The sequence below is a fragment of the Streptomyces sp. NPDC017676 genome, assembly GCF_044329325.1.
GTDB lineage: Bacteria > Actinomycetota > Actinomycetes > Streptomycetales > Streptomycetaceae > Streptomyces.
In genome coordinates this window covers 66,102-89,798 of sequence record NZ_JBIRJA010000009.1, presented here as the reverse complement: position 1 = coordinate 89,798, position 23,697 = coordinate 66,102, and the positions used below count along the sequence as shown (strand labels likewise).

Sequence of the window (23,697 nt, the reverse complement as noted above, 5' to 3'; positions counted from 1 at the left end):
TTGTGGACGACTACCGGCGCATCGCCGACCGGATCGCCGCCGACATCACCGGCGGACGGCTGCGGCCCGGCCAACGGCTGCCGCCCCAGCGGGTGTTCGCGCGCCGCCGTGGCATCGCGCCGTCGACGGCCGGGCGGGTGTACGCCGAACTCGTGCGCCGGGGACTGGTGGTGGGCGAGGTCGGACGCGGCACGTTCGTGCGGGCGACCGCGCCGGACGGGCAGCCCGGGATCGCCCTGACCGAGGCGGCCGGCGCCCCGCTGGTCAACCTGGAGCTGAACTACCCCTCCGTGCCCGGCCAGGCCGGACTGCTGGCGCCGGCCCTGACCTCGCTGCTGCGGCCGGACGCGCTCGGCCAGGCGCTGCGGCCGGCCCCGGCGGCGGGCACCCCGGCGGCCCGGGAGGCGGTCGCCGCCCTGCTCGCCGGCAGCGGGCTGCGGGCCGGGCCGGAGCGGATCCTGTTCACCGGCAACGCCCGCCAGGCCATCGCCGCCACCCTCGCCGCGCTGGTCCGGCCCGGCGGCCGGGTCGGGGTGGAGCCGTTGACGTACCCGCTGGTCAAGGAGATCGCGGCGCGCCTCGGGCTGGTCCTCGTGCCGCTCGCCACGGACGCGGAGGGGCCGCTGCCGGAGGCGGTGGCCGCCGCCCACCGCGGCGCGCCGCTGTCCGCGCTCTACCTCCAGCCGGCCCTGCACAACCCGACCTCGCGCACGATCGGCGCCGGGCGGCTGCGGGAGCTGGCCGACTGTGTCCACAGGCTGGGGACACCGGTGGTGGAGGACCGGATCTGGGCCTTTCTGGACACCGGCGGCACGCCCCCGCTCGCCGCGCTCGCGCCCGGTCTGGTCCACCTCGTCGACAGCCTGTCCAAGCGGGTCGCTCCCGGACTCACCGTCGGCTTCGCCGTCGTACCGGAGGACCGCGTGGAGGCGGTGGCGCGGGCCGTCCGCTCCGGCGGGTGGAGCGCGGGCTCCTTCGCGCTGGAGGCGGCCGTGCGCTGGCTCGGCGACGGCACCGTGGACCGGCTGGTGGCCGCCAAACGGCAGGACGCGCGGCGCCGGCAGCGGCTGGTCGCCGAGAAACTGGCCGGGTTCACCGTACGGTCCGACCCGGCCGCCTACTTCGCCTGGTGGGAGCTGCCCGCGCCCTGGCGGGCGGACACCTTCACGGCGGCGGCACGGTCACACGGCATCGCCGTCACCCCGGGCACGGCCTTCGGCGTCGACCCGAACCGGACACCGGACGCGGTCAGGGTCGGCCTCGGGTCGGTTTCGGAGGGGCGGCTGGGACGGGCACTGGAGACACTCGCCGAGGTCGCGCGGGGCGGGGCGGCCGGAGTGTGAGGGTGCGGCGGGGCCGGCGGGGGTTCGACGGATGTGCGCGGGCCGGTCAGTGGTGGGCCGGGGGCCGGCAGTCGTCCGGGGTTGTGCGCGAGGTGTCGGGCGGGCGCGGGCCACGGGCGGTCGGCGGGTGGGGTCAGGTGGGGCTCGGGTCGGTGTGTGCGTGTGTGGGGGGAGCGGTTGGGGCGGGCGTGGGCGGTGCTTGCCGTCGTGGCGCGGGGTGGTGAGCCGGATGGTGAGGGGGCCGGGGGCGGGCGGAGGTTTGACGTGGTGGCGCGTGGGACCGGGGTGGTTGCCGGGTGGGGTCAGGTCCGGGCCCGGGGCGGTGGGGCGGGCGCCGGCGGTGCTTGCCGACGGGGCGTGCGGCGGGGCAGTCGGAGGCGGCGGGTGAGCCGGACGGCGAGGGCGACCGTCAGGCCGAGGCCCAGCAGCAGCCAGGCGGTCGTGCGCAGGGTGCCGGTCAGGGCGTCGTAGACGGCGCCCGCCGCCGGGTGGGGGACACCGGCGGGCAGGCCGGCCAGGGTCAGGCCACGGCCGACGGCCAGGGCGATGACCAGCAGGGCACCGCCCAGGGCCGTGCCCAGGGCGGTCGCCGTGACGGCCCGGCGTCGGTGGACGGCGAGCGCGATCCCGCCGACGGCGAAGACCACGGCCGCCACCGGCAGCCAGAAGCCGGCGACTTCCAGCACGCGGTACCCCTTCCGCAGCGTGGGCAGCCGGTCCGCCGGGAGCACGGGCACCTCGGTGTGCTCCACCGGGATGTGCGCGGCGAGCGGCACGTGGTCACGGGTGAGCTGGAGTTTGACCTGGGCGGTGACGGGAGCCAGGTCGACGGTGACGGCGCGCTCGTCCTCCCCGCGCAGGGCGCGCAGGACGGCGTCGTGGGTGATCCGGTTGCCGGTGTCCCAGGCCAGCCGGAAGGCGCGGGTCTGGGTGAAGGAGCGCACCGCGTCGTGCACGAACGGCCGGACCGAGCCGTGTACCGGGCGCATGTCCAGGTGCTCGTCCACCGCGCGCAGGATGCCGTCGCCGACCGTGTCCACGACGGCTTCCCGCACGGCCGGGTCGGCGGCGAGCGGCGCCATCGTGGTGACGTACCGGCCCGTGTCGGTGAGCCCGTACGCCGCCCAGGCCGCCAGCGCGCCGAACGGCACGAGGAGGCAGGACAGGGTGATCAGTACGGCCGACAGGGCGCTCCTGATGCGTGGGGGCACGCTTCCAGGCAAGGGCCGGCGGGGCCGGGGCGCGAGCGGGAGGACTGCGTTCGGGGGCTCTCCGGTGGAGGCTTCACCCGAACGGGTGTTTCCTGGTGCTGGGGAGAAGGAAGTGGCTGATGCGGGCCACTGGGGAGACAGGGGAGTGCGTGGGCCCCGGCCGACCGGCCGGGGCCCTCGCGCACCCGCCCGGGACACGGCCTCGCCGCCGGACCCGGCACCCGGTTCGATCCGCCGGCGGACCCGGCACCCGGCCCGGCGTCCCGGCGCCCTCAGCGGATCCGGCACCCGGCCCGGCGTCCCCGCGCCCTCAGCGGATCCGGCACCCGGCTCGGCGGCGGACGCTTCCTCAGCGGATCCGGCGTCCGAACGCGTCCTCCCGCGTGTAGTAGTGGTAGAAGAACGCGGCGAAGGTGGCCGCCGACACCAGCAGTGACATCAGCACCGCCCGCGGCACGTCGCCGCCCTGGCTGCCGCTCTGGGTGGGGATGAAGCTGCCGCGCTGGTTGTAGAGGAAGCCGAACGCGCAGCCGACGAACGCCGTCCACAGCAGCGCGTGCACCTCCCGGGGCATCCGGGGCGCCAGGATCAGCAGGGCCGCGCACAGCACAGCGAACACCAGCGCGCTGAGGAAGCCGAGCAGCAGGTTCGAGCCGGTGATCGGGCCGCCGACGCGGTCGTTGGCCGCCACCCAGTAGCCGTAGATCAGCCCCAGCACCACCGGGACGACCAGCCGGCCCATCGCGTGGGTGCGCGCGTCGAAGACGTCGGGTGAGCGCCGGACCACGTCGGACGACCGCCGCTCCGCCACGGGCGTGCGGCCGGGCCGGGACATTCCGCCGGACGCGGGTGCCGCTTGAGCCATGAGGGCACTCCTCTCTCCTCGCCCCCGTGTCCAGGGCACACCGGGGCGCACGACCTGGCAAGTCGGCCAGGAGGGTGACGGGTGCCCGGATGCGCGCCGTTCTCCCCCGTGGTTCGCTGAAGGACATGGAGGGCCGGCCGCCGTGACGGAGATGGAGTACGGGCGGCGGCGCCGCCCGCTGCTGCGGATCCGCGGGGCGGGCGTCGCGTGGCTGCCGCCCCTGCTGCTGCTCGTCGGCATCATCCTGCTGGACTTCAACACCGGCGAGAAGTTCCGGATCATCACCTGGATCGTGCTGGTCCCGGGCATCGCCGCCGCGATCTGCGGGGTGTGGACGACGGCCGCCTACGGTGTGCTGTCCGTGGTGACGTACGTCCTCGTGGACAACGCCTGGCCCGACCAGTACCAGGCCGGATTCGGCGACTTCCTCCTCGTCGCCCTCGGCGGCGCCCTGGCCACCCTGGCCGCGGTCGTGCGCGTGCGTCAGGAGCGGCACGCCGGGCACATGCGGGACATCGCCGAGACCACCCGGCGCACCGTGCTGCGTCCGCTGCCGCCGTGCTGGGCCGGGCTGGAGCACGCGGGCGTGTATCTGGCCGCCGACGTCGACGCCCGGGTGGGCGGCGACTTCTACGACATCCAGCCCGGTCCGCACGGCACCCGGGTGCTCGTCGGTGACGTGCAGGGCAAGGGGCTGGGCGCGGTGGAGGCCGCGGCGGCGCTGCTCGGTACGTTCCGTGAGGCCGGCTACCACGAGAAGGACCTCCGGACCGTCGCCGAGCGCCTGGAGACCCGGATGCGGCGGCAGCGCGCCCACACCGCCGCGCTCGGCCGGGACGACGGCGACCGCTTCGCCACCGCCGTGCTCATCGCCTTCCCCGAGGGCACCACGGACGCGATCGACGTCACGAACTTCGGCCACGAACCCCCGCTCGCCGTCGGCCCGCGCGGGGTCCGGGAGCTGCCCAGTGGCGACGGGCTGCCGCTCGGCCTCGGCGACCTCGCGGGCGGCCCGCCGCCCGTGCACCGGGTGCGGCTGGCCGCCGACGAGACGCTGCTGCTGGTCACCGACGGGGTGACCGAGGCCCGCGACGAACCCGGCGAGTTCTACGAGCTGGCCCGCGAGGTCTCCCGCGCGGTCCGCGCGGACCCCCGCCGCACCGAGCCCCGCCGCCTGGTCCGCCGGGTCCGTGACGGCGTGCTGCGCCACAGCGGCGGCTGCCTGGAGGACGACACGACGATCTTCGCGGTCCGGCGGCTGAGCGGGGATGCGGGGGCGACGGGCGCGGGGGGCGAAGGGGGCGTGGTGGGGGTGGACGCGTCGGAGGGTGCGGGGGGCGAGTGACGACGGGCGCCCCGCGTGGCGGGGAACCTCGGCTGCGCGCGCCTGCGGGGCGTCGGGGGCGCCTTGGCCACCTGGGGCGCAGGGCCCGGAGGCTCGTCGGGCGCCGGGACCGGCGGGCCCGGGGCTTGCGGCGCGTGGGGGAGCTTCGGGTGCCGGGGCTTGCGGTGCATGGGGGAGCTTCGGGCGGCGGGGTTTGCGGCGGGGCGCAGGGCGCAGCGCGCGGGGCGCAGGGGGTGTGAAGGGTGCCGAGGGGCTGCGGAGCGGGGGGTTCCGGAGGGGGGCGGTGGAAACACCGAAGCGGGATGTTCGCCGGGGGGACGCGTCGGTTTGCAGGCGCAGCGGTTACGGTGCTGGCTGGAGAACGGATCCATGGGGCCCCGGGTACGCGGGGGTCGCGGGGTCCACAGGGTGACTTGGGGGAGGCACGATGCCCGGAACCGTGCTGCTGCTCGCGGCCGCGCCGCTGGGCCGGGGGCGCCTGGTGGACGCGGCCGGTGTGCTGCCGGTACTGGCCGCGGTCGCCCCCGCCGTCCTGTCCGGCACCGGCACCGCGAACGTCATCGAGCTCGCCGACCCGCTGGAGCCGCAGGCCGTCCTCACCCGGCTGCGGGCGGCCGCGGCCTCCCCCGGTCCGCTCACCGTGTACGTCACCGGCCAGCTGCAACTGGACCGCCGACAGCACCAGCCCCATCTCGCCCTGGCCCGCACCACGCCGGCCACGGTCCGCTACACCGCGCTGCCCTGGCACTGGATCCGCGAGGAACTGCGCCTGCGCTCCGCCAGGGACACCGCGCTCGTCGTGGACCTGCACGCGGACGCCGAGGCGTGGCGGCACGTCACCGAGCGCGGCCTCGACTCGGGCCGGAACACCGCCGTGTACGGCCGTGTCGCCCCGGCGGCGGGACGGCGGGGCCCGGCGGAGCCGGCGTACATGAAGACGGTGGCGACGCTGCTGCGCAGCGGCCACCGGCCCCCGCTGGACGTCCTGCACCAGCAGGCGGTGGGCCGGATCCCGCAGGAGACGAAGGGTGATCTGCTGCTGGCCGACGCGGGGGGCTACGCCGTGCCCGCGTCGCCCTCCTCCCCCACCGCGTTCACCACGTTCACCGCGCCGCTCCCCTCCCCCCGCCCCGAGGACCCGCACGCCGCCATCAGTGACGCCGTGCGCGCCGGCCGGCACGCCGAGGCCGACGCCATGGCCGCCCGGTACGAGGCGGAGGCGGTACGGGGGTACGGCGCCGCTTCCGAGCAGGCGCTGCACTGGAGCGAGGTGCGGGCCGATCTGGCGATGTTCGCGGGGGACCCGGTGCGCAGTTGCCGGGCCTGGCTGACGGTGGCCGGGACGCGGCTGGCCGCCGGGCAGGCGGTGGACGCGCCCGCCGTGGAGGCGGCCGTGGACCGCGCCCACCACCAGTGGACCCGTATCAAGGACACGGCGCGGGCCCGTGAACTCGGGCCCGCGCTCGCGGAGGTGCGGCTGAGGGTGCCGGGACGCCGGCGCGGCGCGCTGGAGAGCGTCCAGCGGGAGCTCGGCCGGCTCCAGGCCGCCCAGTGACCCTTACTTGGTGAAGGTGAAGTACTTCCAGGCGCCGTGCGTCGTGGAGTTCACGATGTCACCGGACGAGCTGTTGATGTACGACGAGCGCACCCGGAACCGCCAGCCGACGTCCTCGCCGTGGTCGCCGGTGATGCGGACCTTGGAGACGCCGTCGGAGCCCAGCTTGAAGTACGCGGGGTCACCCGGGTACCAGCGGCCCTGGTAGTACACCTCGAACTCGAACTTCTGCGCCCGGCCCGGGTAGTACGACATCTTCGTCGTGATCAGCGGGTCCTTGGTCTTGTGGAAGAAGTAGTACGTGTGGCCCCACGCCGACTTCGCCTTGTAGTGGCTGCTGACCGAGGTGGAGACGCTGACCCGGGCGCCGACGGTGCTGGCGGCGGACGCCGGCTTGTAGCGGGAGTCGCCCGCGAACTTCGCGGTGACCTTGGTGTCCCGCTTCAGGTCCAGCGTGACCGACAGGTTGCCGTCGGAGTTGACCTTGCCGGACTTCACGAGCTTGTTCGGCTTGTCGCCGCCGAACGGGTCGGCCCAGATCTCCACCGTGCGGTTCTTGTACGTCTTGCCCAGGTGGGCGGTGAACTTGACGTCCTTGCCGTACGAGTACACCTTGCCGTTGTTGTTGATCGTCAGCGTCGGCTTGGCGCGGGAGACCTCCACGGAGTCCGAGCCGGAGTCCGCCGCGTGGGCGGCGTCGCCGGCATAGGCCACCGTGTACTTCACCTTGCCGCCGGAGGGCGGGGTGTCGGTGAAGGAGAACGTGCCGTCGGCCTTGGTGACCGCCGCCGCGAGCGCCTTGCCCTTCGGCGACTCCAGGTCGGTGCGGGTCACGGTCAGCTTGGTGCCGGCGGGGACGGCCACCTTGGAGGCGACCTTGCCCTTGACGGTGAGCTTCTTGGCACGGGTGGCGGTGGCCGGCGCGTCCACGGTGACGGTGGAGACCGCCTTGGTGGGCGCGTTCAGGACGCGCAGGGAGAACACGCCCTGGCTGTTGCTGGTCACCGCGAACAGCCGGGAGCCGTCCGGGGCCCAGGCCAGGCCGCCCCGGGCCAGCAGGTCGGAGCCGCTGGTGTTGCCGGTGTTGGGGAAGTCGTAGGTGCGGACCGCCTCGCTCGTGCCGGGCTTGAAGATGTAGACGTCCGGCTCGTAGGAGCCGTCGATGCCGGCCGCGACCGTGCCGTTCGGCGCGATGGCGACGGAGTTGGGGTACGCGTCCGTGACGTACTTGCCGTCCTCGTTGAGGTCGGAGGTCCGGAACACCTGCTGGTAGTACGGCGCGCCGCTGGCCACCACGACGTCCTTGCCGTCGGGGGTGACCTGGAGGTCGCCGAGGTTGCTGCCCGCCTCACGGGTGCCGGCCAGCTTGGTGGCGGTGCCCGACGCGACGTCGTAGGAGGCGAGTTCGACCGGGCTCTGCCCGATCGCACCGGCGACGAGGGTGCTGGAGCCGGGCGCGGCGTCCAGCAGCGGGGCCGAGTACCAGCCGTTGTCCTGGCCGAGGGTGACCGTGTGGTCCTCGGCGGTCAGGTCGACGGAGCCGATGTTGCCCGCGGCGGCGCCGCCGTAGCCGAACCACAGCTTGCCGCCCGCGAGGGCGACGCTGAGCGGCTTGTCGCCGACCGAGTAGCGGGCGGTCTCGGTGTCGGTGGCGGTGTCGAAGACGGCGATGGAGTCGAGGTCCTGCACGGCCGCGTAGAGCGTGCCGGAGTCGGCGGACAGCTCCAGACCCGAGACGCCGGACAGGTTGGTGGTGAGCTGCTTGAAGACCCGGCCGGCGTAGTCGGTGACGACGATCTTGCCGTTCAGCGGGTCGCTGACGAAGACCTGCTGGTGAACGGCGTCGACGACGATGTCACCGGTCGTCCTGACGGGCAGGGTCTGGGTGGAGTCGGCGAACGCCGGGGTGACGGCGAGGGCCGCCGAGCTGAAGAGGACCGCCAGGGTGGTGGCAGCTGTGAGAGAGCGCTTGCGCACGCTGATTCGAACCCCCCGGAACGAATGAAAGAAAGACATGGGCGCCGCGCGGGCAGGGCGATGCGTCCGCCCCCTGTGCATGAACCGTGTGTGCCTCGTGCGGCGAGTGTGGAAAGACTAGGTCATGCCACTGACAAAAGCGCGCGCGGGGCAGCCGCCGCGCCCGGGGGTGGCGCGGCGGCCGGGCGGTGCTCGCGGAGGGCTGTCGGCTCACGCCGGCGCGACCACGCGACGACGCCGGCGGTGCGTGCCCCGACGCGCCGTCGCGGCGGCCCGTGCGCCCGTGGTCGTCAGCGATCCGCCTGCTGGGCGGTCGCGGGCGCCGGGGTGGTGCCGGCCGCGCGGGCCGGGCCGGCGTTCGCCGCGAGCAGGAGGGCCGCGGCGGCGATGACGGCCGCGGTGATCGCTCGTGCGGTGGAGGTTCGGCCGATCGGGCGGGTGCGGGAGTGGGGCGGTGCGTAGGGTGCGGATGTACGTCCGGGCACGGCGACCTCGCAACACAACAGCGGCGTGTTAAGCATGTTTAATTCGCCGTTTAACCTAGGGGCTGCCGGAGCGCAACGGCAAGGGGTGTCAGGCCAGTTGGGGGGAGCAGGCGGCATGCGGGAGCGGGACGACCCGGAGGTCATCGGGCGGCGGGTACAACGGCTGCGCAATCAACGGGGGCTCACCCAGCGACAGTTGGCGGAGCCCGCGTACACACCCGCCTACATCTCCACCCTGGAGGCCGGGCGGGTGCGCGCCTCCGACGACGCGTTGCGGCACATCGCGGACCGGCTCGGGGTCGCCTTCGAGGAACTGGCCGTCGGACGGCCCGCCCACCTCGCCACCGGCCTGCGGCTGCGGCTCACCGAGGCCCAGCGGGTCCTCGCCGACGGACGGGCCGAGGAGGCCGCCGCCCAGTACGCCGTGCTGCGTGCGGAGGCCGAGGCCCACGCGCTCGGGCACGAGCACGCCGCCGCCCTGCTGGGGCTCGGGGAATGCGCCCTGGAGACCGGGCGGCTGACCGAGGCGCGCGAGTACTTCGAGCAAGCCGAGGAGCGGCTGGCCGACGAGGCCCTGCCCGTCCGGGTACCCGCCCTGCGCGGCCGGGCCGTCGCCCACTACCTCGCCGGTGAACTCCGCTACGCGGTCTACCTGCTGGAGACCGCCCTCGACGAACTGAACCGGGGCGGACTGCACGACCCCGACGCGCTCCTGCTGCTCTACGCGAGCATCATCGGCCCCTACATGGACATGGGCGCCCACGCCCGCGCCGCCCAGGCCGCCGAGTTCGCCCTCGCGCTCGCCCCGCAGGCCGGCGACCCCGCGCTGATCGCCCGGATGCACCGCTCGGTGGCCCGCACCCTGCTCGCCGAGGGCCGGGCCGCCGAGGCCGACGCCTCCCTGGCCAAGGCCGCCGAGCTGTACCGCCGGCTGAGCCTGCGCACCGAGCTGGCCAACTGCCACTGGATGCGCGGCTACGTCTGCGCCCAGAACGGCGAACTGGAGCGTGCCGAGAGCGAACTGCGGCAGGCGTACGCCATGCTGTCCCGGACCCGGGCCGCCCTGTACCGCAGCCAGGCCGCCGTCGAACTCGCCGACGTCCTGCACCGCCGGGGCAAGTCCGGGGAGGCCGCCGAACTGCTGGAGGGCGTCCTCGGCGACTTCTCCTCCGAACGCGGCGCCGTCCACGCCGCCGGCGCGCACCGCCTCCTCGGCATCATCGCCGAGGACGCCCGGGACACCGAGGCCGCCGAGGAGCACTACGTCCGCGCCCTCAGCCTCCTGGAACGCGCGGGCGCCGCGGGCGACCTCGCCGACCTGTGCCGCCTCCTCGGTGACCTGCTGCGCCGTACGGGCCGCGTGGAGGCCGCCCTGGACGCCTACCGCACCGGCCTCGGCCACCGCACCGCCCCCGGCACCACCACCCTCGGCCCGGCCCCCGCCCAGCCGCCGCTGTGAGGCCTCACACCTGCGCCCGGCCCAGCTTGCGGATGTCGGCCAGGCGCAGGGCGCCGATCTGCACGGCCGCCTGGGTAGCGCCGTTCGACACGTCACCCAGGCTGCCGTTGGTCAGCGCGAAGGCGTCCTCGCCGACCCGGACGGCGGCCACGTCCAGGGTGAGCAGGAACTCCTGTTCGTCGGGCGTCGTACCGGCGAGGGTGACGCGCAGCCCCTGGCGGGCGTCGCCGACCTCGGGCAGCGGGGCGTCCACGACCCGTACGTCCTCCACGAGCCCCAGCTCGGTGGTGGCCGTGAACCGCGCGCACCGCGCCGGCAGGGTCCGCAGCCAGGCCAGCACGGCGTCGACGTCCGCCGGGCGGCGGGCCCCGATCTGGTAGCGGAGCTGGGCGTCGGTGCCGGCGTCGTCCAGGCCGACGGCGATGCGGGCCGGTCCGCCGAGCAGTTCGTCGCTGTACAGGGCGTCCAGCAGCCGCTGGCACTCCCCGGCCGTGGTGTGCGCCTTCAGCAGCCCGTCGTGCCAGGTGGCCGCGCCGCGCGTGGGGATCCAGGGATCGCCGAGGTCGGTCTGGGTGATCAGCGCGGCCTGGGCCTGCTCGTCGCTGAGCGAGGAACCGTTCGTCGGCGCGGACGTCCTGGGCGTCGGGGCCGGCCGGTCGAGGGTGGGCAGCGGGTGGGGCGCGCTCGCCGGGGGGTTCAGGCCGAGGGCCGCGCAGCCGCCGGCGGTCAGCAGCCCGGCGCCGATCAGGCATCGGACGACGGCACGGGGGAGGTGGGGTATCTCGGGGGACATCGGTGCCTCCTGGGCTGCCTGCGGCCGGGGTGCCTGGTCTCACGGCACCACCGCCCTGACCTGCGCACCAGCGCTCCGGGCCGTACGGGTGAGGGGGCGGCGGGAAATCCGTGGCACGCTCCCCGCGGGGCCGGTACGGTGCCGTCCATGCAGCGCGCCCACCTGTGCCCGTCGAGCACGACGACGCCGGAGACCGTCCCGGCGCGCTGACACCTGACCAGCACCGAAGCCCCGGGGCGCACGCCCCGGGGCTTCGCCGCGCACCGGGACCCGCGCCTCCCGCACCGAGGAGACCCCGGATGAACGACGAACTGCCCGACCACCGCCGCCTCGGCCGTGCACTCGGCCTCTTCGACACCGACCCCCTGATGGGCGCCGGCCTGCCCTACTGGCTGCCCGCCGGGGCCGTCGTCCGGCACACCCTGGAGGAGTACGTCCGGGACGCCGAACGCCGGGCCGGCTACCGGCACGTGTACTCGCCCGCGCTCGGCAAACGGGAGCTGTACGAGATCTCCGGGCACTGGGACCACTACCGCGACGACATGTACCCGCCGATGCGGCTCGGCGCCGAGGAGGTCGTCCTGCGGCCCAGCCTCTGCCCCCACCACGCCCTGATCTACCGTTCCCGCCCCCGCAGCCACCGCGAACTCCCGCTGCGCCTCGCCGAACTGGGCGCCATGCACCGCGCGGAGCTGTCCGGGGTGCTCGGCGGCCTGACCCGGGTCCGCGCCATCCACCTCAACGACGCGCACGTCTTCTGCACCCCGGACCAGGCGGTGGCCGAGGCCCGTGCCGCCCTGGAGCTGATCGCCCGCGCCCATGCCGACCTCGGCATCCGGGCCGTGCGCCACCGGCTCTCGCTGCCCGGCGCGGGCGGCAAGTACGTCGCCGACCCGGAGCTGTGGCGCCGGGCGACCGGGCTGCTGCGGGAGGTCCTCGCCGAGGCCGGGGTGGCGTACGAGGAGGCGGAGGGCGAGGCCGCGTTCTACGGCCCGAAGATCGACGTGCAGATCGCGGACCCGGCGGGCCGCGAGTCCACCCTGTCCACCGTGCAGATCGACTTCCACCAGCCCGCCCGCTTCGGCCTGCGCTACACCGGCGCCGACGGCGCGAGACACCGGCCGGTGATGGTGCACCGCAGCGTCATCGGCAGCGTGGAGCGGGCCGTGGCCCACCTCGTCGAGACCCACCGCGGCGCGTTCCCGGCCTGGTTGGCCCCGGTCCAGCTGACCGTGCTGCCGGTGGCCGAGGAGCAGACCGGACCGGCGGCGGCACTGGTCCGCGAGGCGACCGCCCTGGGCCTGCGCGCCGAACTGGCCGGGCCCGGGGAGGGCACCCTGGGCGCCCGCGTCCGCGCGGCCCGGCTGGTGCCGTACCTGGCGGTGATCGGTACCCGGGAGGCGGAGGCCGGGCTGGCCGCCGTACGCCTGCGGGACGGCCGCCGTCCCGGTCCCCTGCCCACCGCCGAACTCCTGCGGCGCGTCGCCGCACGGGTGGCGGGGCGGGGGACCCGGCTCTGGGACTGATCCCGGGCCGGGACTGATCTAAGGTCGGCACGACGGAAGGAGTCCGCCGTGGACGGTCAGCCCATCCCCGTGATCATCGACTGCGACACCGGCGTCGACGACGCCCTGGCCCTGCTGTTCGCCGTGCGCCACCCGGGACTCGACCTCCGGGCGGTGACCTGCGTGGCCGGGAACACCGACGTGGACGGGGTGGTCCGCAACACCCTCACCGTGCTGGAGCAGGCGGGCGCCCCCGCCATCCCGGTGGCCCGGGGCGCCGAGCGCCCGCTGCTGGAGCCGGCCCGCCCGGCCCCGGTGCACGGCGCCGACGGCATGGGCGACCTGGGCCTGCCCGCGCCCACCCGGGTCCCGGTGGACATCGACGCCGTCACCCTCCTGCGCCGGGAGATCCTGGCCTCCCCGCGCCCGGTGACGCTGATCCCGACCGCCCCGCTCACCAACATCGCCCTGCTGCTGCGCACCCACCCCGAGGTGACCCGGAACATCGAGCGGATCGTGTTCATGGGCGGGGCGGTGGCGACCGGGAACGCCACGCCCGTCGCGGAGTTCAACGTCTGGCACGACCCCGAGGCGGCGGCGGTCCTGCTGACCGCCGGGGTGCCGATCACGATGTACGGCCTGGACGTCTTCCAGCAGGTCGTCGTGGACAGCGCTGAGGTCCACCGGCTGCGCGCCAGCAGCGAGCCCGGCACCCGGCTGGCCGGTGAGCTGCTCGCCCACCGGCCGGCCCACCAGGGCGAGCCGCCTCAGGCGGAGGAGGCGGGCGGCCTCGGCGACGCGGGCGCGGTGTGCGCGGTCGCCGATCCGCAGGGCATCACCACCAGCCTGCTCCCGGTCGAGGTCTCCCTCGCCCCCGGCCCCACCCGGGGCCAGACCGTCGTCGACCGTCGCACCCGCCTCGGCGAGTCCGAGATCTACGAGGGCGGCCACGAACGCGCCCTGATCGACGTGGCGTTGGAGGTGAACGCCGACCGGTACGTGAAGCTGTACCTGGAGACGGTCGCGCGCTAGGGCTACTCGGCGGCGGACGGGGAGACCGCCCAGCGCTCCTCCACCCGGGCGACCTTCCAGTACGCCAGCGCCGCCGCCCACACCAGCACGAACAGGCCGACGATGAGGTAGCCGACGTTGTCCAGGTCGAGGCCGGCGATCCAGCCGGTGACGTCGTCGTGCAGGCCGAACTTCTCGTGCAGGACGCCGACCAGCTCGATGGTGCCGATGAAGAAGGCGACCGCGATGGACAGGCCGGTGATGGCGAGGTTGTAGAAGACCTTGCGGACCGGGTTGGAGAACGCCCACTGGTAGGCGAAGTTCATGAACGTGCCGTCGAGGGTGTCGAACAGGCTCATCCCGGCGGCGAAGAGCAGGGGCAGGCAGAGGATCGCGTACCAGGGCAGTCCCGCCGCCGCGCCCGAGCCCGCCATCACCATCAGCGTCACCTCGGTGGCCGTGTCGAAGCCCAGGCCGAAGAGGAAGCCGAGCGGGTACATCTGCCCCGGCCGGGAGACGGACTTCGTCAGCCGGCCGAGGACCCGGTTCATGAACCCCCGCGAGTCCAGGTGCGCTTCCAGCTCCTTCTCGTCGAACGCGCCGGCGCGCATCGCCCGGAAGACCTTCAGGATGCCCAGCAGGGCGACCAGGTTCAGCGCGGCGATGAGGTACAGGAACGTGCCGGAGACCGTCGTACCGAGGAAGCCGAGCACCTGGTGGGTGGTGGAGCCCTCGTTCATGACCTTCCCGGCCAGCGAGGTGCCGCCCGCGATCAGCAGCGCCAGCAGCACCACCACGCTGGAGTGGCCCAGCGCGAACCAGAACCCCACCGACACCGGCCGCTTGCCGTCGGCCATCAGCTTGCGGGTGGTGTTGTCGATCGCCGCGATGTGGTCGGCGTCGAAGGCGTGCCGCATGCCGAGCGTGTAGGCGGTGATGCCCAGCCCGACCCCGAAGACATCGGTCCCCACCTTGTAGTGCTCGGGCGCGACGAGGACGTAGAGGATCCCGAACGCGACGACGTGCAGGGCGACGATCACCGCCAGCAGTCCCACCGTCTTGACGGTGTCCTCGCGTCGCCAGCGGAAAGAAACGGCATCGGCCATGGGTTCACGCTCCAGCACCTCGTGGATCACTTCGTGAGCTGCCGTGGCCGGTCTCCTGGCTTACGGGTCGTACGTCCGCCGTTCCTGCCTTCCCGGTCTGCGACCAGTGGCCCGGCGGTGCCGGACGGAACGGGAACTCCCCGATCACAGTGGCGAGGGCCGCGTCGACCTTCCATCGACTTCCCGAACACCACGGCCCGCCCACCGTAGAGGGGTACGCGGTTTCCTGCATAGCTGCGTATCTGCGCAGGTATCGAAGATCACAGTGAGGGCCTGCCAGACTGGCCCCATGCATCTCGTGCCTGCCGACCGAGCCGACCGTCGTTCCATCGACGGGCACCGGGTGTGCGAGGCGATCGCCGCCATCGGTGAGGCGGGGCGCCTGCGCACCTGGGCCGACCGTTTCTCGCTGCTCGCCGACGCCAACCGGCTGGCGCTGCTGGTCGCGCTGCACCGGACCGGGCCGCTCGCCGTGTCGGACCTCGCCATCGCCACGGGGATGAACGACCCCGCCGTCTCCCAGGCCCTGCGGCTGCTGCGGGCGGCCGGGGTCGTGGCGGGGGAGAAGGAGGGGCGCGTGGTGCGGTACCGGGTGGTGGACGCGGACGTCCGGGGGCTGTTGGAGCACTGCGTGGGCTGAACGGCCCGCGCAAGGTTCCCTTTCCGGGCAATGTGGACAGATACAGATTCCGTACTGTCGTCCGTCCCTGGGAGCCCGTATGGCCAACCTCTCGCCGGACCTCTCGTCCAGGAACCCCGACTGGTGGCGGCAGGCCGTCGTCTACCAGGTCTATCCGCGCAGCTTCGCCGACGCCGACGGTGACGGTCTCGGCGACCTGCGGGGCATCACCGAGCGGCTGGGCCATCTCGCCGGCCTCGGCGTGGACGCCCTGTGGCTGAGCCCCTTCTACCCCTCCGAACTCGCCGACGGCGGCTACGACGTCATCGACCCGCGCGGGGTCGACGAGCGCCTCGGCACCCTGGACGACTTCGACGCCCTGGTGGGTGAGGCCCACCGGCTCGGGCTCAAGGTCGTCGTGGACATCGTCCCCAACCACACCTCCCACCTGCACCGCTGGTTCCAGGAGGCGCTGCGCGCCGGGCCCGGCTCCGCCGCCCGGGAACGGTACGTCTTCCGGCCGGGACGCGGTGCGCACGGGGAACTGCCGCCCACCGACTGGCAGTCGGTGTTCGGCGGCAGCGCCTGGCGGCGGGTGCCCGACGGGGAGTGGTACCTGCACCTGTTCGCCCCCGAACAGCCCGACCTCAACTGGGACGACGAGGAGGTCCGCGCCGACTTCCGCACCACCCTGCGGTTCTGGTCCGACCGGGGCGTGGACGGCTTCCGCGTGGACGTCGCCCACGGCCTGGCCAAGGACCTCACCGATCCGCTGCGGGACATCGGCGGCATCGGCGCGACCGGCGAGCAGGCCCTGCCGCTGGTGCCGCCGGGCAGTCACCCGTACTGGGACCGGGACGAGGTCCACGAGATCTACCGCGACTGGCGCAAGATCTTCGACGCCTACAGCCCGCCGCGCACCGCCGTCGCCGAGGCCTGGGTGCCCGGCGCCCGCCGCGCCCTGTACGCCCGCCCGGACGAACTCGGCCAGGCCTTCAACTTCGAGTACCTGGAGGCGCGCTGGGACGCCGAGGAGCTGCGGGACGTCATCGCCGCCTCGCTGGTCACGGCCCGGGCCGCCGGGGCCTCCGCGACCTGGGTGCTGTCCAACCACGACGTCGTACGCCACGCCTCCCGGCTCGTGCTGCCGGCCGGCACGGACCCGGCCGCCTGGCTGCTGTCCGGCGGCACCGCGCCCGCGATCGACACGGCGGCCGGACTGCGCCGGGCCCGGGCGGCGACCCTGCTGATGCTGGCGCTGCCCGGTTCGGCGTACCTCTACCAGGGGGAGGAACTCGGCCTGCCCGAGGTCGCCGACCTGCCCACCGAGGTGCTCCAGGACCCGATCTGGGAGCAGACCGGCCATGTCCGCAAGGGCCGCGACGGCTGCCGGGTGCCGCTGCCGTGGACGACGACCGGACCGTCGTACGGCTTCGGGCCCGGGCCCGGCTGGCTGCCGCAGCCGGCGACGTTCGCGGCCTACGCCGTGGAGGCGCAGGCCGGCACCGAGGGCTCCACGCTGGAGCTGTACCGCTCGGCCCTGCGGCTGCGCCGCAAGCTCCTCCAGGGCGAGACGCTGACCTGGACGCCGGACGCGCCCGCGGACGTCCTGGACTTCGGCCGCACCGAGACCTGGCGGAACGTCACCAACCTCGGCACCGAGCCGGTACCGCTGCCGCCGGGCGAGGTCCTGCTGAGCAGCGCCCCGCTGCCGGAGGGCAGGGTCCTGCCGCCGGACACCACGGTGTGGCTGGCCTAGGCCCTGTCGTCGAACTCCCGTCTGCCGCGCGACGCCATGCACGCACTCTCGCCGCACCGGCCCCAGACCCGAGTACGCCCGGTACGAGGGCCTGTGGCCGGCACGGCGAGAGCACGCACCTGACGCCGCACGGCCCGCCCTCCGGGCGGACGACGGGAGTTTGACGACAGGACCTAGCCGGCCGACGGAGCGGGGCTGGGGGTGAGGCCGCCGCCCGTGCCGGGACCGCCCGCGCCGCCGCCGCCCGCGCCGCCGCCGAGGCCGCCGAGGTCCAGCGGGGTGGACGTGGCGGTCGGCGGCGGGGTGAGCACCACCTCCGGCTGGCCCGCCGGCGGGGCCGGGGGCGTCAGGTCGGAGGAGGGCAGCTTCGGCGGGGTGGTCTGGTTGAAGATGGTCTGGTCGAAGTCGACCAGACCGGTCTTCTCCATCACCGTGATGTGGTCCAGAACGGTGTCGTTGGCCTGGTCGGCGAGGGCCCGCACCAGCGAGTTCTTGGTGGTGGAGCGGATCTTCGCGATCGTGTTGAAGATGGAGCCGTGCGTCATCCGCAGGATGTTGGCGAAGTCGGTGTCGAACTGCTTGCCGCTCTCGCCCTTCAACTGGTTGACGAAGCCGACCTGTTGCGGACTCGCCACGTTGGGCAGCGTGATGTTCAGCATCGGGCCGATCTTGCGGCAGGAGGCGTCCAGCGCGGCGTGCCCGTCGATCAGGTGCTCGCTGGCCGTCTTGACCCCCTTGCTGGAGCCCTTCTGGAGCCCGATCTGCCCGAGCGGGTACTCCCACAGGCCGGCCGCCCGCACCTTGACCACGAAGTCCCGGTCGGCCTCGGTCAGCGGCCCCCACTGTGTCTGCGCGATGATCCGCGACTGTGAGCTGGAGACGGTGCTCAGCCCGAGCATGCCCGGGTAGGCGAGGGCCGCGAGGGTCAGGGCCATCGCACCGCCCACGAAGAGAGTTCCCGTCGCGTTCCGCGAAAAGCGCACCGTTCCTCCTGCCTGTGGGTCCCGCCCATGGTTCGGACGCACAGCAGTACGGACACGGGGGCGGTTCGTCTCAGCCCTCGCGAGTAAAGAATCTTCCGGGTGCGGATGGCGGAAGGTTGACCGCTCCCCGGCCCAAGGTTGACCACTCCTCGGGAGAAGGCAGACCGGGGCCGCCCCTAGATTCGCCGCATGCCCCCACCGTCACCGCCCCGGCCCCCCGCCGCACTGCCCGTCCTGCCCTACCGCAAGCCCACCAAGGGCCGCGACTACTGGGTGCTGGACGACGTCCTGCCGGACGTCGACGCCGTACGGCAGCGGTGCCTGGCCAAGGACGACTGGGTCGAGGGATATCCGTACACCTCCGAGACCTGGCCCGGCCTGCGCGCCATGCCCGGCCTGGAACCGGGTGAACTCGCCCGGATCGAGCGGCTGGTGAAGAAGGCGACCGGGGCGGAGGAGCTGTGGGTGCAGCGGGCGCCGGGCGGCGGCACCCTCAACCACAACTGCGTCCAGGTGGTCGGCGAGGGCGAGAGCGAGCCCCGCCCGCACACCGACTCCCGCGCGCTGTGCCGGTACGCGGCCGTGCTCTACCTCAACCCCGGGGTGTCCAAGGACTGCGGGACCGCCTTCTACCGCCAGTCGCTGCCGGGCGGCCGGCTCGGCGGCAACATCGTCCAGGCCCCGCACACCAACCTGGTCGAGGCGCTGGGGACGCGGTACGTCCCGGCGGACCACTTCGAGGAGGACGTCCGCGTCCCGCACCGGTACAACCGCCTGCTGCTCTACCACGCCAACCTGGTGCACAGCGCGACCGGTTACTCCGGCCGGACGCTGGAGGAGAAGCGGATGACGGCGGTGTTCTTCTGGATGGCCTGACCGGTGAGGCCGGCACCGCCCGCCCCGGCGTGCGGCCGCGGGCGGTGTGAGGAGGCCGCGTCCGCGGTACGGATGACCGGTATGAGCAGTGTCGCCATCGTGGGAGCCGGGCCGGGGCTCGGGACCGCCGTCGCGCGCCGGTTCGGGCGGGAGGGGTTCGCCGTCGGGCTCGTCGCCCGGGACCGGGGGCGGCTGGACGCGATCGTCGACGCGCTCGCGGCCGAGGGCGTCACCGCCCGCGGGTTCGCCGCCGATGTGCGCCGGCCCGAGCGGCTGGCCGCGGCGCTGGGCGAGCTGGCCGACGCCCTCGGGACCGTCGAGGTGCTCCAGTACAGCCCGGTTCCGCACCGCGACTTCATGCGGCCCGTGCTGGAGACCCGGCACCGGGACCTGGTCGGGCCGATCGAGTTCTCCGTGTACGGGCCGGTGGCCGCCGTGCAGCAGGTGCTGCCGGGCATGCGACGGCTCGGGCGCGGGACGATCCTGTTGGTCAACGGCGGGAGCGCCGCCGTACCGCATCCCGAGCGGGCCGGCACCTCGATCGCCTTCGCGGCGGAGAGCGCGTACGGGCACCTGCTGCACGACCGGCTGGCGGGCGAGGGCATCCATGTGGCCCAGCTGATCATTCCCGGGGCCATCACGGCGGGTCACGCGCGCAAGGACCCGGATGTGCTCGCGGAGAGGCTGTGGACCCTGCACCGGGAGCGGCACGGGTTCCGGCACTACGCCGACGACCTCGGCGGCTGACCGGCCGCTGACCGGCCGGAAGCGGTCACCCTGCGGGGAGTGACGTTGTGAGCCAATATGGGGCTATTGGCCGCTTTGCTCTCTTCAAAGGGGGCCTCCATGGCTGTCGACATCCCTCCGCTCGTCAAACCCTCCCGGCTCAGAAGCCGGGGCGGGCTGCTCGGCGAGTGCCTGGCGGAGTTCCTCGGAACGTTCGTCCTCATCGCCTTCGGCTGCGGTGTGGTCGCGATGGCGGTCGCGGCACTGCCCGGTTCGGGCCGTGCGGCCACCCCCACCACCATCTTCCTCGCGGCCGGTGACTGGCTCCTGATCACCTGGGGCTGGGCGCTGGCCGTCGTCTTCGGCGTCTACGTGGCCGGAGGCGTCAGCGGCGCCCACATCAACCCGGCCGTGACCCTGGCCATGGCCGTGCGCCGCGGCTTCCCCTGGGTCAAGGTGCTGCCGTACTGGTTCGCGCAGGTCGTCGGCGCCCTCACCGGCGCCGCGCTGGTCTACCTCGTCTACCACAACGCGATCGACGCCTACGACAGCGCCGTGACGGGACCGAAGGTGAACGGGCACACCAATGCCACGTTCTCGATCTTCGCGACGTTCCCGGCCCCGTACTTCCACGGCGGCATCTGGGGGCCGCTGATCGACCAGATCGTCGGCACGGCCTTCCTGCTCATGCTGATCGCGGCCGTGCTCGACCTGCGCAACCAGGCCGTGAAGGCCAACCTCGCCCCGCTGGTCGTGGGCTTCGTCGTCGCCGCGATCGGCATGTCCTACGGCGCCAACGCCGGTTACGCCATCAACCCGGCCCGTGACTTCGGGCCGCGCCTGCTCACCTACGCGGCGGGCTGGGGCAGCCTCGCGTTCCCGGGGAGCGTGTCCGGCTCGTTCAGCGCCTACTGGTGGATCCCGATCGTCGGTCCGCTGGTCGGCGCCGTGATCGGGATCGTGGTCTACGACCTGTTCATCGGCGACGTGCTGCTCCTGCGGTCCGAGCTGGCCCAGCTGCCGGAGCCGGGCAGGTCGACCCCGGTGCGGACCACCGACGAGGAGTAGTCGCCAGGCGCGCCGGCCCGGATCCGGGCACGGGCTCCCCGCGCCGCACCCGGTCCGTCGCCGGCGGGGTCGTTCTCCTGGTCGACGACGCCGGTCAGGTCATCCGCGGGACCGTTCCGGTCCCCGCAGCAGCGTCACCGCGCAGAGGGCCGCCAGCAGGACCAGGCCGGCGGACACCAGCAGGCACAGGCGCAGGCCGTCCAGCAGGGACGCGGCGAGGGCGTCGTACACCCGCCCCGCCTCCGCGCCCAGCGGCAGCCCGGACACCGCGCCCGGGCCACCCGCGTCGACGGTGGCGACGACCGTCCGGCGGGTGTCCCCGGTGACGCCCGCGTCCGCCAGGTGACCGGGCAGCGCGTGCACCGCCCGGGAGGTGAGCAGGGCGCCCAGGACGGCCGGGCCGAGGGCGCCGCCCAGTTGCCGGAAGGCGTTGTTGCCGGCCGAGGCCATGCCGGCCAGGCGGTGCGGCACCGAGGCCACCGCGGTCGCCGTCATCGGCGTGGTGACCGCGCCCATGCCCAGGCCCAGCAGCGTCAGGCGCCAGGCGATGGAGGCGTAGGAGGTGCCGGTGCCGAGCGTGGTCAGGGACAGCAGGGCCGCGGCGGTCAGCAGCAGACCGGTGGTGATCATCACGCGCGGGGAGATCCGGTGCAGCAGCCGGCCCGCCTGGACGCCCGCGACGATGGCGGCCAGCGGGACGAGAACGATCCGGCCGGCCGCCGCCAGCGTGCCTAGCTGCTGGACCAGGCCGAAGTAGAGGCTGAGGACGAAGAAGAAGCCGATCAGGCCGAGGAAGGTGATCGCGGCCACCAGCGCGGTCGCGGTGAAACCCGCGCTGCGGAACAGCGTCAGGTCCAGCATGGGGCTCGCGCCGCGGCGCTCGGCGGACACGAACGCGACGACACCGGCGACGCCCACCGCCAGCGCGCCGAGCACCCGCGCCTCGCCGAAGGAGCCCGCGCCGCCCTCGATCACGCCGTAGACCAGCGCGGTCACCGCCACCGCAGCGGTGATCTGGCCGGGCCAGTCCAGTCTGCGGCCGTGCGGGGCCCGGGAGTCGGGCAGCAGCCGGGCGGCCGTCGCGAACGCCAGGACGGCGAGGGGGAGCGGGGTGAGGTAGATCCAGCGCCAGGAGGCGTGGTCCAGGATCAGACCCGCCACCAGCGGGCCGGTGGCCAGCGCGGCGAGCAGGGCCGTCGCCCACAGCCCGATGAACCGGCCGCGCTCGCGCGGGTCGGGCACGGCGTGGCTGATCAGGGCGAGGGTGGTGGGCAGCAGGGCCGCCGAGCCGAGTCCGGCCAGCGCCTGGCCCGTCCACAGGGTGTGGATGTCCCGCGCGCACAGCGCGACCGCCGCGCCCGCCGCACAGCAGACCAGGCCCGCCTGGAAGACCCGTTTGCGGCCGTGGACGTCACCGAAGACGCCGGCGGTGAGGATGAACGCGGCCATCGGCAGCACGAACGCGTCCTGCACCCAGGAGAGCTGGGCGGTGCTCGCGTGCAGCGCCCGCTGGATCGCGGGCAGGCTGACGGCGACCGTGGTGACGGGCAGGTAGGCGACGAACACGCCGAGGCAGGCCATGACGAGCGTGGCCGTGCGCCGGTCCGCCGCAGGAGGCGCCGGGATCTCCGTGAGCTCCGGGGGCGCCGAGGGCTCTGGGGATGCCGGGGGCGCGGGGGATGCGGGGGGTGCCGGGTTGCGGGCGGTCACTGGGTCTCCGGAGGGTGGTCGGATGCGGACGGGGGCCTTCGCGGGGGCCGCTGAAAGGATCCGCAGGAGCGGCGCGAATCCCCGCCTCCGTACCGGCGGGCGCGCAGAAACCTCCAGCACACCGGGCGCATCTGCGAGAATTCACCCGTGCTGGCTCCCGTGGACGCGAAGATCCTCCACGCCCTGCAATGCGCGCCCCGGGCGCCGTTCCGGCGGATCGGCGAGGTGGTGGGCGTCTCCGAGCAGAGCGTGGCCCGCCGTTACCAGGCCCTGCGCCGCGACGGCGTGCTGCGGGTGGTCGGCCTGGTCGACCCCGCCGTGCACGGCAGGGCGCAGTGGGTGGCCCGTATCCGGTGCCACCCGGACCGCGTCGAGCCGCTCGCCGAGTCCCTCGCCCGCCGCCCCGACATCGCCTACGCCAACCTCGCCTCCGGCGGCTCGGAGATCATCTGCACGATCCGCGCGCCCTTCGGCACCGGCCCCGACGGACACGGCGGCGACGCCCTGCTGCGCCGGCTGCCCCGGTCCGCCGCCGTCCTGGACATCACCGTCGACCTGCTGATCCACCCGTTCCTGGAACCCGCGGACCCCGCCGGGACCGCCGACTGGACCGGCTACGGCCCCGGACTGACCCCCGAGGAGCGGCGGCGCCTCACCGGCGACCGCCCGCCACCCCCGGCCGGGCCCCTCCTCACGCCCACCGACGCGGACGCCCCGCTGCTGGCGGCGCTCGCCGAGGACGGCCGCACCACCCACACCCGGCTCGCCGAACGCACCGGGTGGAGCGTCGCCCGCGTCGCTCGCCGGCTGGCCGCCCTGGAGTCCTCGGGCACGCTGATGTACGACGTCGACCTGCTGCCGGAGCGGCTCGGCCACCACCTGAACGCCACGCTCTGGCTCCGGGTCGCCCCGGCCCGGCTGCGCGCGGTGGGCCGGGAACTCGCCGGGCACCCCGAGATCGCCTTCGCCGGCGCGATCAGCGGCCGGCACAACCTCATGCTCTCCGTCATCAGCCGCGACCCCGAGGACTTGTACCGCTACCTCACCACCCGCCTCGCGCCCCTGCCCGGCATCGACGCCTACGAGGTGAGCATCCGCGTCCGCCGCCTCAAACAGGCCGCGTCCCTCATCGCCCACGGCCGCCTGATCCACTCCGCACCGGGTTAGTCAGGCCCTGTCGTTCGGATCACCCCGGTGTCGCGGGGCCTGGCGCGCACCTCCGCCGTGTTGTCCGCGCACGGGCCGGGAGAACTGTCGCCGGACAGCCGCCGGCTATCAGGCGGCGATCGTCGTGCCGGTGC

20 protein-coding genes and 1 riboswitch are annotated in these 23,697 nt (G+C 74.2%); of the genes, 12 read left to right on the top strand and 8 right to left on the bottom strand.

The window, feature by feature from the left end:
* The first annotated feature begins 2 nt into the window (after positions 1-2).
* On the top strand, positions 3-1,343 hold the full coding sequence (locus ACH4LD_RS20835) for a PLP-dependent aminotransferase family protein (protein ID WP_398054788.1): 1,341 nt from the start codon (positions 3-5) through the stop codon (positions 1,341-1,343).
* A 302-nt stretch (positions 1,344-1,645) separates the two neighbouring features.
* Here ACH4LD_RS20835 and ACH4LD_RS20830 read toward each other — a convergent pair whose 3' ends face one another.
* Together ACH4LD_RS20830 and ACH4LD_RS20825 are read right to left on the bottom strand one after the other, a co-directional pair.
* Entirely contained in the window at positions 1,646-2,554 is a 909-nt protein-coding gene (locus ACH4LD_RS20830) for a hypothetical protein (RefSeq protein ID WP_398054787.1), read from the bottom strand.
* Between the two features lie 349 nt (positions 2,555-2,903).
* Positions 2,904-3,419: a hypothetical protein gene (locus ACH4LD_RS20825; protein WP_398054786.1), complete on the bottom strand. Its 516-nt coding sequence runs from the start codon at positions 3,417-3,419 to the stop codon at positions 2,904-2,906.
* A 151-nt stretch (positions 3,420-3,570) separates the two neighbouring features.
* On the opposite strand from ACH4LD_RS20825, the gene ACH4LD_RS20820 reads away from it, so the two are divergent.
* A complete protein-coding gene (locus ACH4LD_RS20820) occupies positions 3,571-4,764 on the top strand; it encodes a PP2C family protein-serine/threonine phosphatase (protein ID WP_398054978.1) in 1,194 nt (397 codons plus the stop codon).
* A gap of 427 nt (positions 4,765-5,191) precedes the next feature.
* Positions 5,192-6,319 carry a hypothetical protein gene (locus ACH4LD_RS20815; protein WP_132784755.1) on the top strand — a complete coding sequence of 376 codons (1,128 nt, stop codon included), beginning with the start codon at positions 5,192-5,194 and terminating at the stop codon, positions 6,317-6,319.
* A gap of 3 nt (positions 6,320-6,322) precedes the next feature.
* On the opposite strand, the gene ACH4LD_RS20810 is transcribed toward ACH4LD_RS20815, so the two are convergent.
* Together ACH4LD_RS20810 and ACH4LD_RS20805 are read right to left on the bottom strand one after the other, a co-directional pair.
* On the bottom strand, positions 6,323-8,296 hold the full coding sequence (locus ACH4LD_RS20810) for an Ig-like domain repeat protein (protein ID WP_398054785.1): 1,974 nt from the start codon (positions 8,294-8,296) through the stop codon (positions 6,323-6,325).
* 290 nt (positions 8,297-8,586) lie between these two features.
* Positions 8,587-8,781: a hypothetical protein gene (locus ACH4LD_RS20805; protein WP_398054989.1), complete on the bottom strand. Its 195-nt coding sequence runs from the start codon at positions 8,779-8,781 to the stop codon at positions 8,587-8,589.
* Between the two features lie 115 nt (positions 8,782-8,896).
* Between ACH4LD_RS20805 and ACH4LD_RS20800 the strand changes: the two genes are divergently transcribed.
* A complete protein-coding gene (locus tag ACH4LD_RS20800) occupies positions 8,897-10,240 on the top strand; it encodes a helix-turn-helix domain-containing protein (RefSeq protein ID WP_398054784.1) in 1,344 nt (447 codons plus the stop codon).
* Positions 10,241-10,244: 4 nt separating this feature from the next.
* Here ACH4LD_RS20800 and ACH4LD_RS20795 read toward each other — a convergent pair whose 3' ends face one another.
* Positions 10,245-11,033 carry a hypothetical protein gene (locus ACH4LD_RS20795; RefSeq protein WP_398054783.1) on the bottom strand — a complete coding sequence of 263 codons (789 nt, stop codon included), beginning with the start codon at positions 11,031-11,033 and terminating at the stop codon, positions 10,245-10,247.
* A gap of 299 nt (positions 11,034-11,332) precedes the next feature.
* Between ACH4LD_RS20795 and thrS the strand changes: the two genes are divergently transcribed.
* Positions 11,333-12,559 carry a threonine--tRNA ligase gene (thrS, locus tag ACH4LD_RS20790; RefSeq protein WP_398054782.1) on the top strand — a complete coding sequence of 409 codons (1,227 nt, stop codon included), beginning with the start codon at positions 11,333-11,335 and terminating at the stop codon, positions 12,557-12,559.
* A gap of 48 nt (positions 12,560-12,607) precedes the next feature.
* Positions 12,608-13,570: a nucleoside hydrolase gene (locus ACH4LD_RS20785; RefSeq protein WP_398054781.1), complete on the top strand. Its 963-nt coding sequence runs from the start codon at positions 12,608-12,610 to the stop codon at positions 13,568-13,570.
* Positions 13,571-13,572: 2 nt separating this feature from the next.
* On the opposite strand, the gene ACH4LD_RS20780 is transcribed toward ACH4LD_RS20785, so the two are convergent.
* Entirely contained in the window at positions 13,573-14,655 is a 1,083-nt protein-coding gene (locus tag ACH4LD_RS20780; RefSeq protein ID WP_398054780.1) for a HoxN/HupN/NixA family nickel/cobalt transporter, read from the bottom strand.
* Positions 14,656-14,682: 27 nt separating this feature from the next.
* Positions 14,683-14,865, bottom strand: a riboswitch (cobalamin riboswitch).
* Positions 14,866-14,944: 79 nt separating this feature from the next.
* Between ACH4LD_RS20780 and ACH4LD_RS20775 the strand changes: the two genes are divergently transcribed.
* Both ACH4LD_RS20775 and ACH4LD_RS20770 read left to right on the top strand, forming a co-directional pair.
* Positions 14,945-15,295: a metalloregulator ArsR/SmtB family transcription factor gene (locus ACH4LD_RS20775; protein ID WP_030640383.1), complete on the top strand. Its 351-nt coding sequence runs from the start codon at positions 14,945-14,947 to the stop codon at positions 15,293-15,295.
* A 79-nt stretch (positions 15,296-15,374) separates the two neighbouring features.
* Positions 15,375-17,033 carry a glycoside hydrolase family 13 protein gene (locus tag ACH4LD_RS20770; protein ID WP_398054779.1) on the top strand — a complete coding sequence of 553 codons (1,659 nt, stop codon included), beginning with the start codon at positions 15,375-15,377 and terminating at the stop codon, positions 17,031-17,033.
* Positions 17,034-17,206: 173 nt separating this feature from the next.
* Here the strand turns inward: ACH4LD_RS20770 and ACH4LD_RS20765 are convergent, their stop codons facing one another.
* Complete coding sequence (locus ACH4LD_RS20765; protein ID WP_398054977.1) at positions 17,207-17,980, bottom strand: DUF4142 domain-containing protein; 774 nt, start codon at positions 17,978-17,980, stop codon at positions 17,207-17,209.
* Between the two features lie 225 nt (positions 17,981-18,205).
* Here ACH4LD_RS20765 and ACH4LD_RS20760 point away from each other — a divergent pair, with 225 nt between their 5' ends.
* The 3 genes from ACH4LD_RS20760 (at position 18,206) to ACH4LD_RS20750 (ending at position 20,686) form a co-directional block, all read left to right on the top strand.
* Entirely contained in the window at positions 18,206-18,892 is a 687-nt protein-coding gene (locus tag ACH4LD_RS20760; protein ID WP_398054778.1) for a DUF6445 family protein, read from the top strand.
* A gap of 81 nt (positions 18,893-18,973) precedes the next feature.
* Positions 18,974-19,639, top strand: a complete 666-nt coding sequence (locus tag ACH4LD_RS20755) for an SDR family NAD(P)-dependent oxidoreductase (RefSeq protein ID WP_181140806.1) — start codon at positions 18,974-18,976, stop codon at positions 19,637-19,639.
* 99 nt (positions 19,640-19,738) lie between these two features.
* Positions 19,739-20,686 (top strand): MIP/aquaporin family protein, encoded by a 948-nt coding sequence (locus tag ACH4LD_RS20750; protein ID WP_398054777.1) that lies wholly within the window; start codon positions 19,739-19,741, stop codon positions 20,684-20,686.
* A 99-nt stretch (positions 20,687-20,785) separates the two neighbouring features.
* Here ACH4LD_RS20750 and ACH4LD_RS20745 read toward each other — a convergent pair whose 3' ends face one another.
* On the bottom strand, positions 20,786-22,267 hold the full coding sequence (locus ACH4LD_RS20745; RefSeq protein WP_398054776.1) for an MFS transporter: 1,482 nt from the start codon (positions 22,265-22,267) through the stop codon (positions 20,786-20,788).
* A gap of 276 nt (positions 22,268-22,543) precedes the next feature.
* On the opposite strand from ACH4LD_RS20745, the gene ACH4LD_RS20740 reads away from it, so the two are divergent.
* Positions 22,544-23,563 carry an Lrp/AsnC family transcriptional regulator gene (locus tag ACH4LD_RS20740; RefSeq protein ID WP_398054775.1) on the top strand — a complete coding sequence of 340 codons (1,020 nt, stop codon included), beginning with the start codon at positions 22,544-22,546 and terminating at the stop codon, positions 23,561-23,563.
* Positions 23,564-23,697 lie beyond the last annotated feature (134 nt).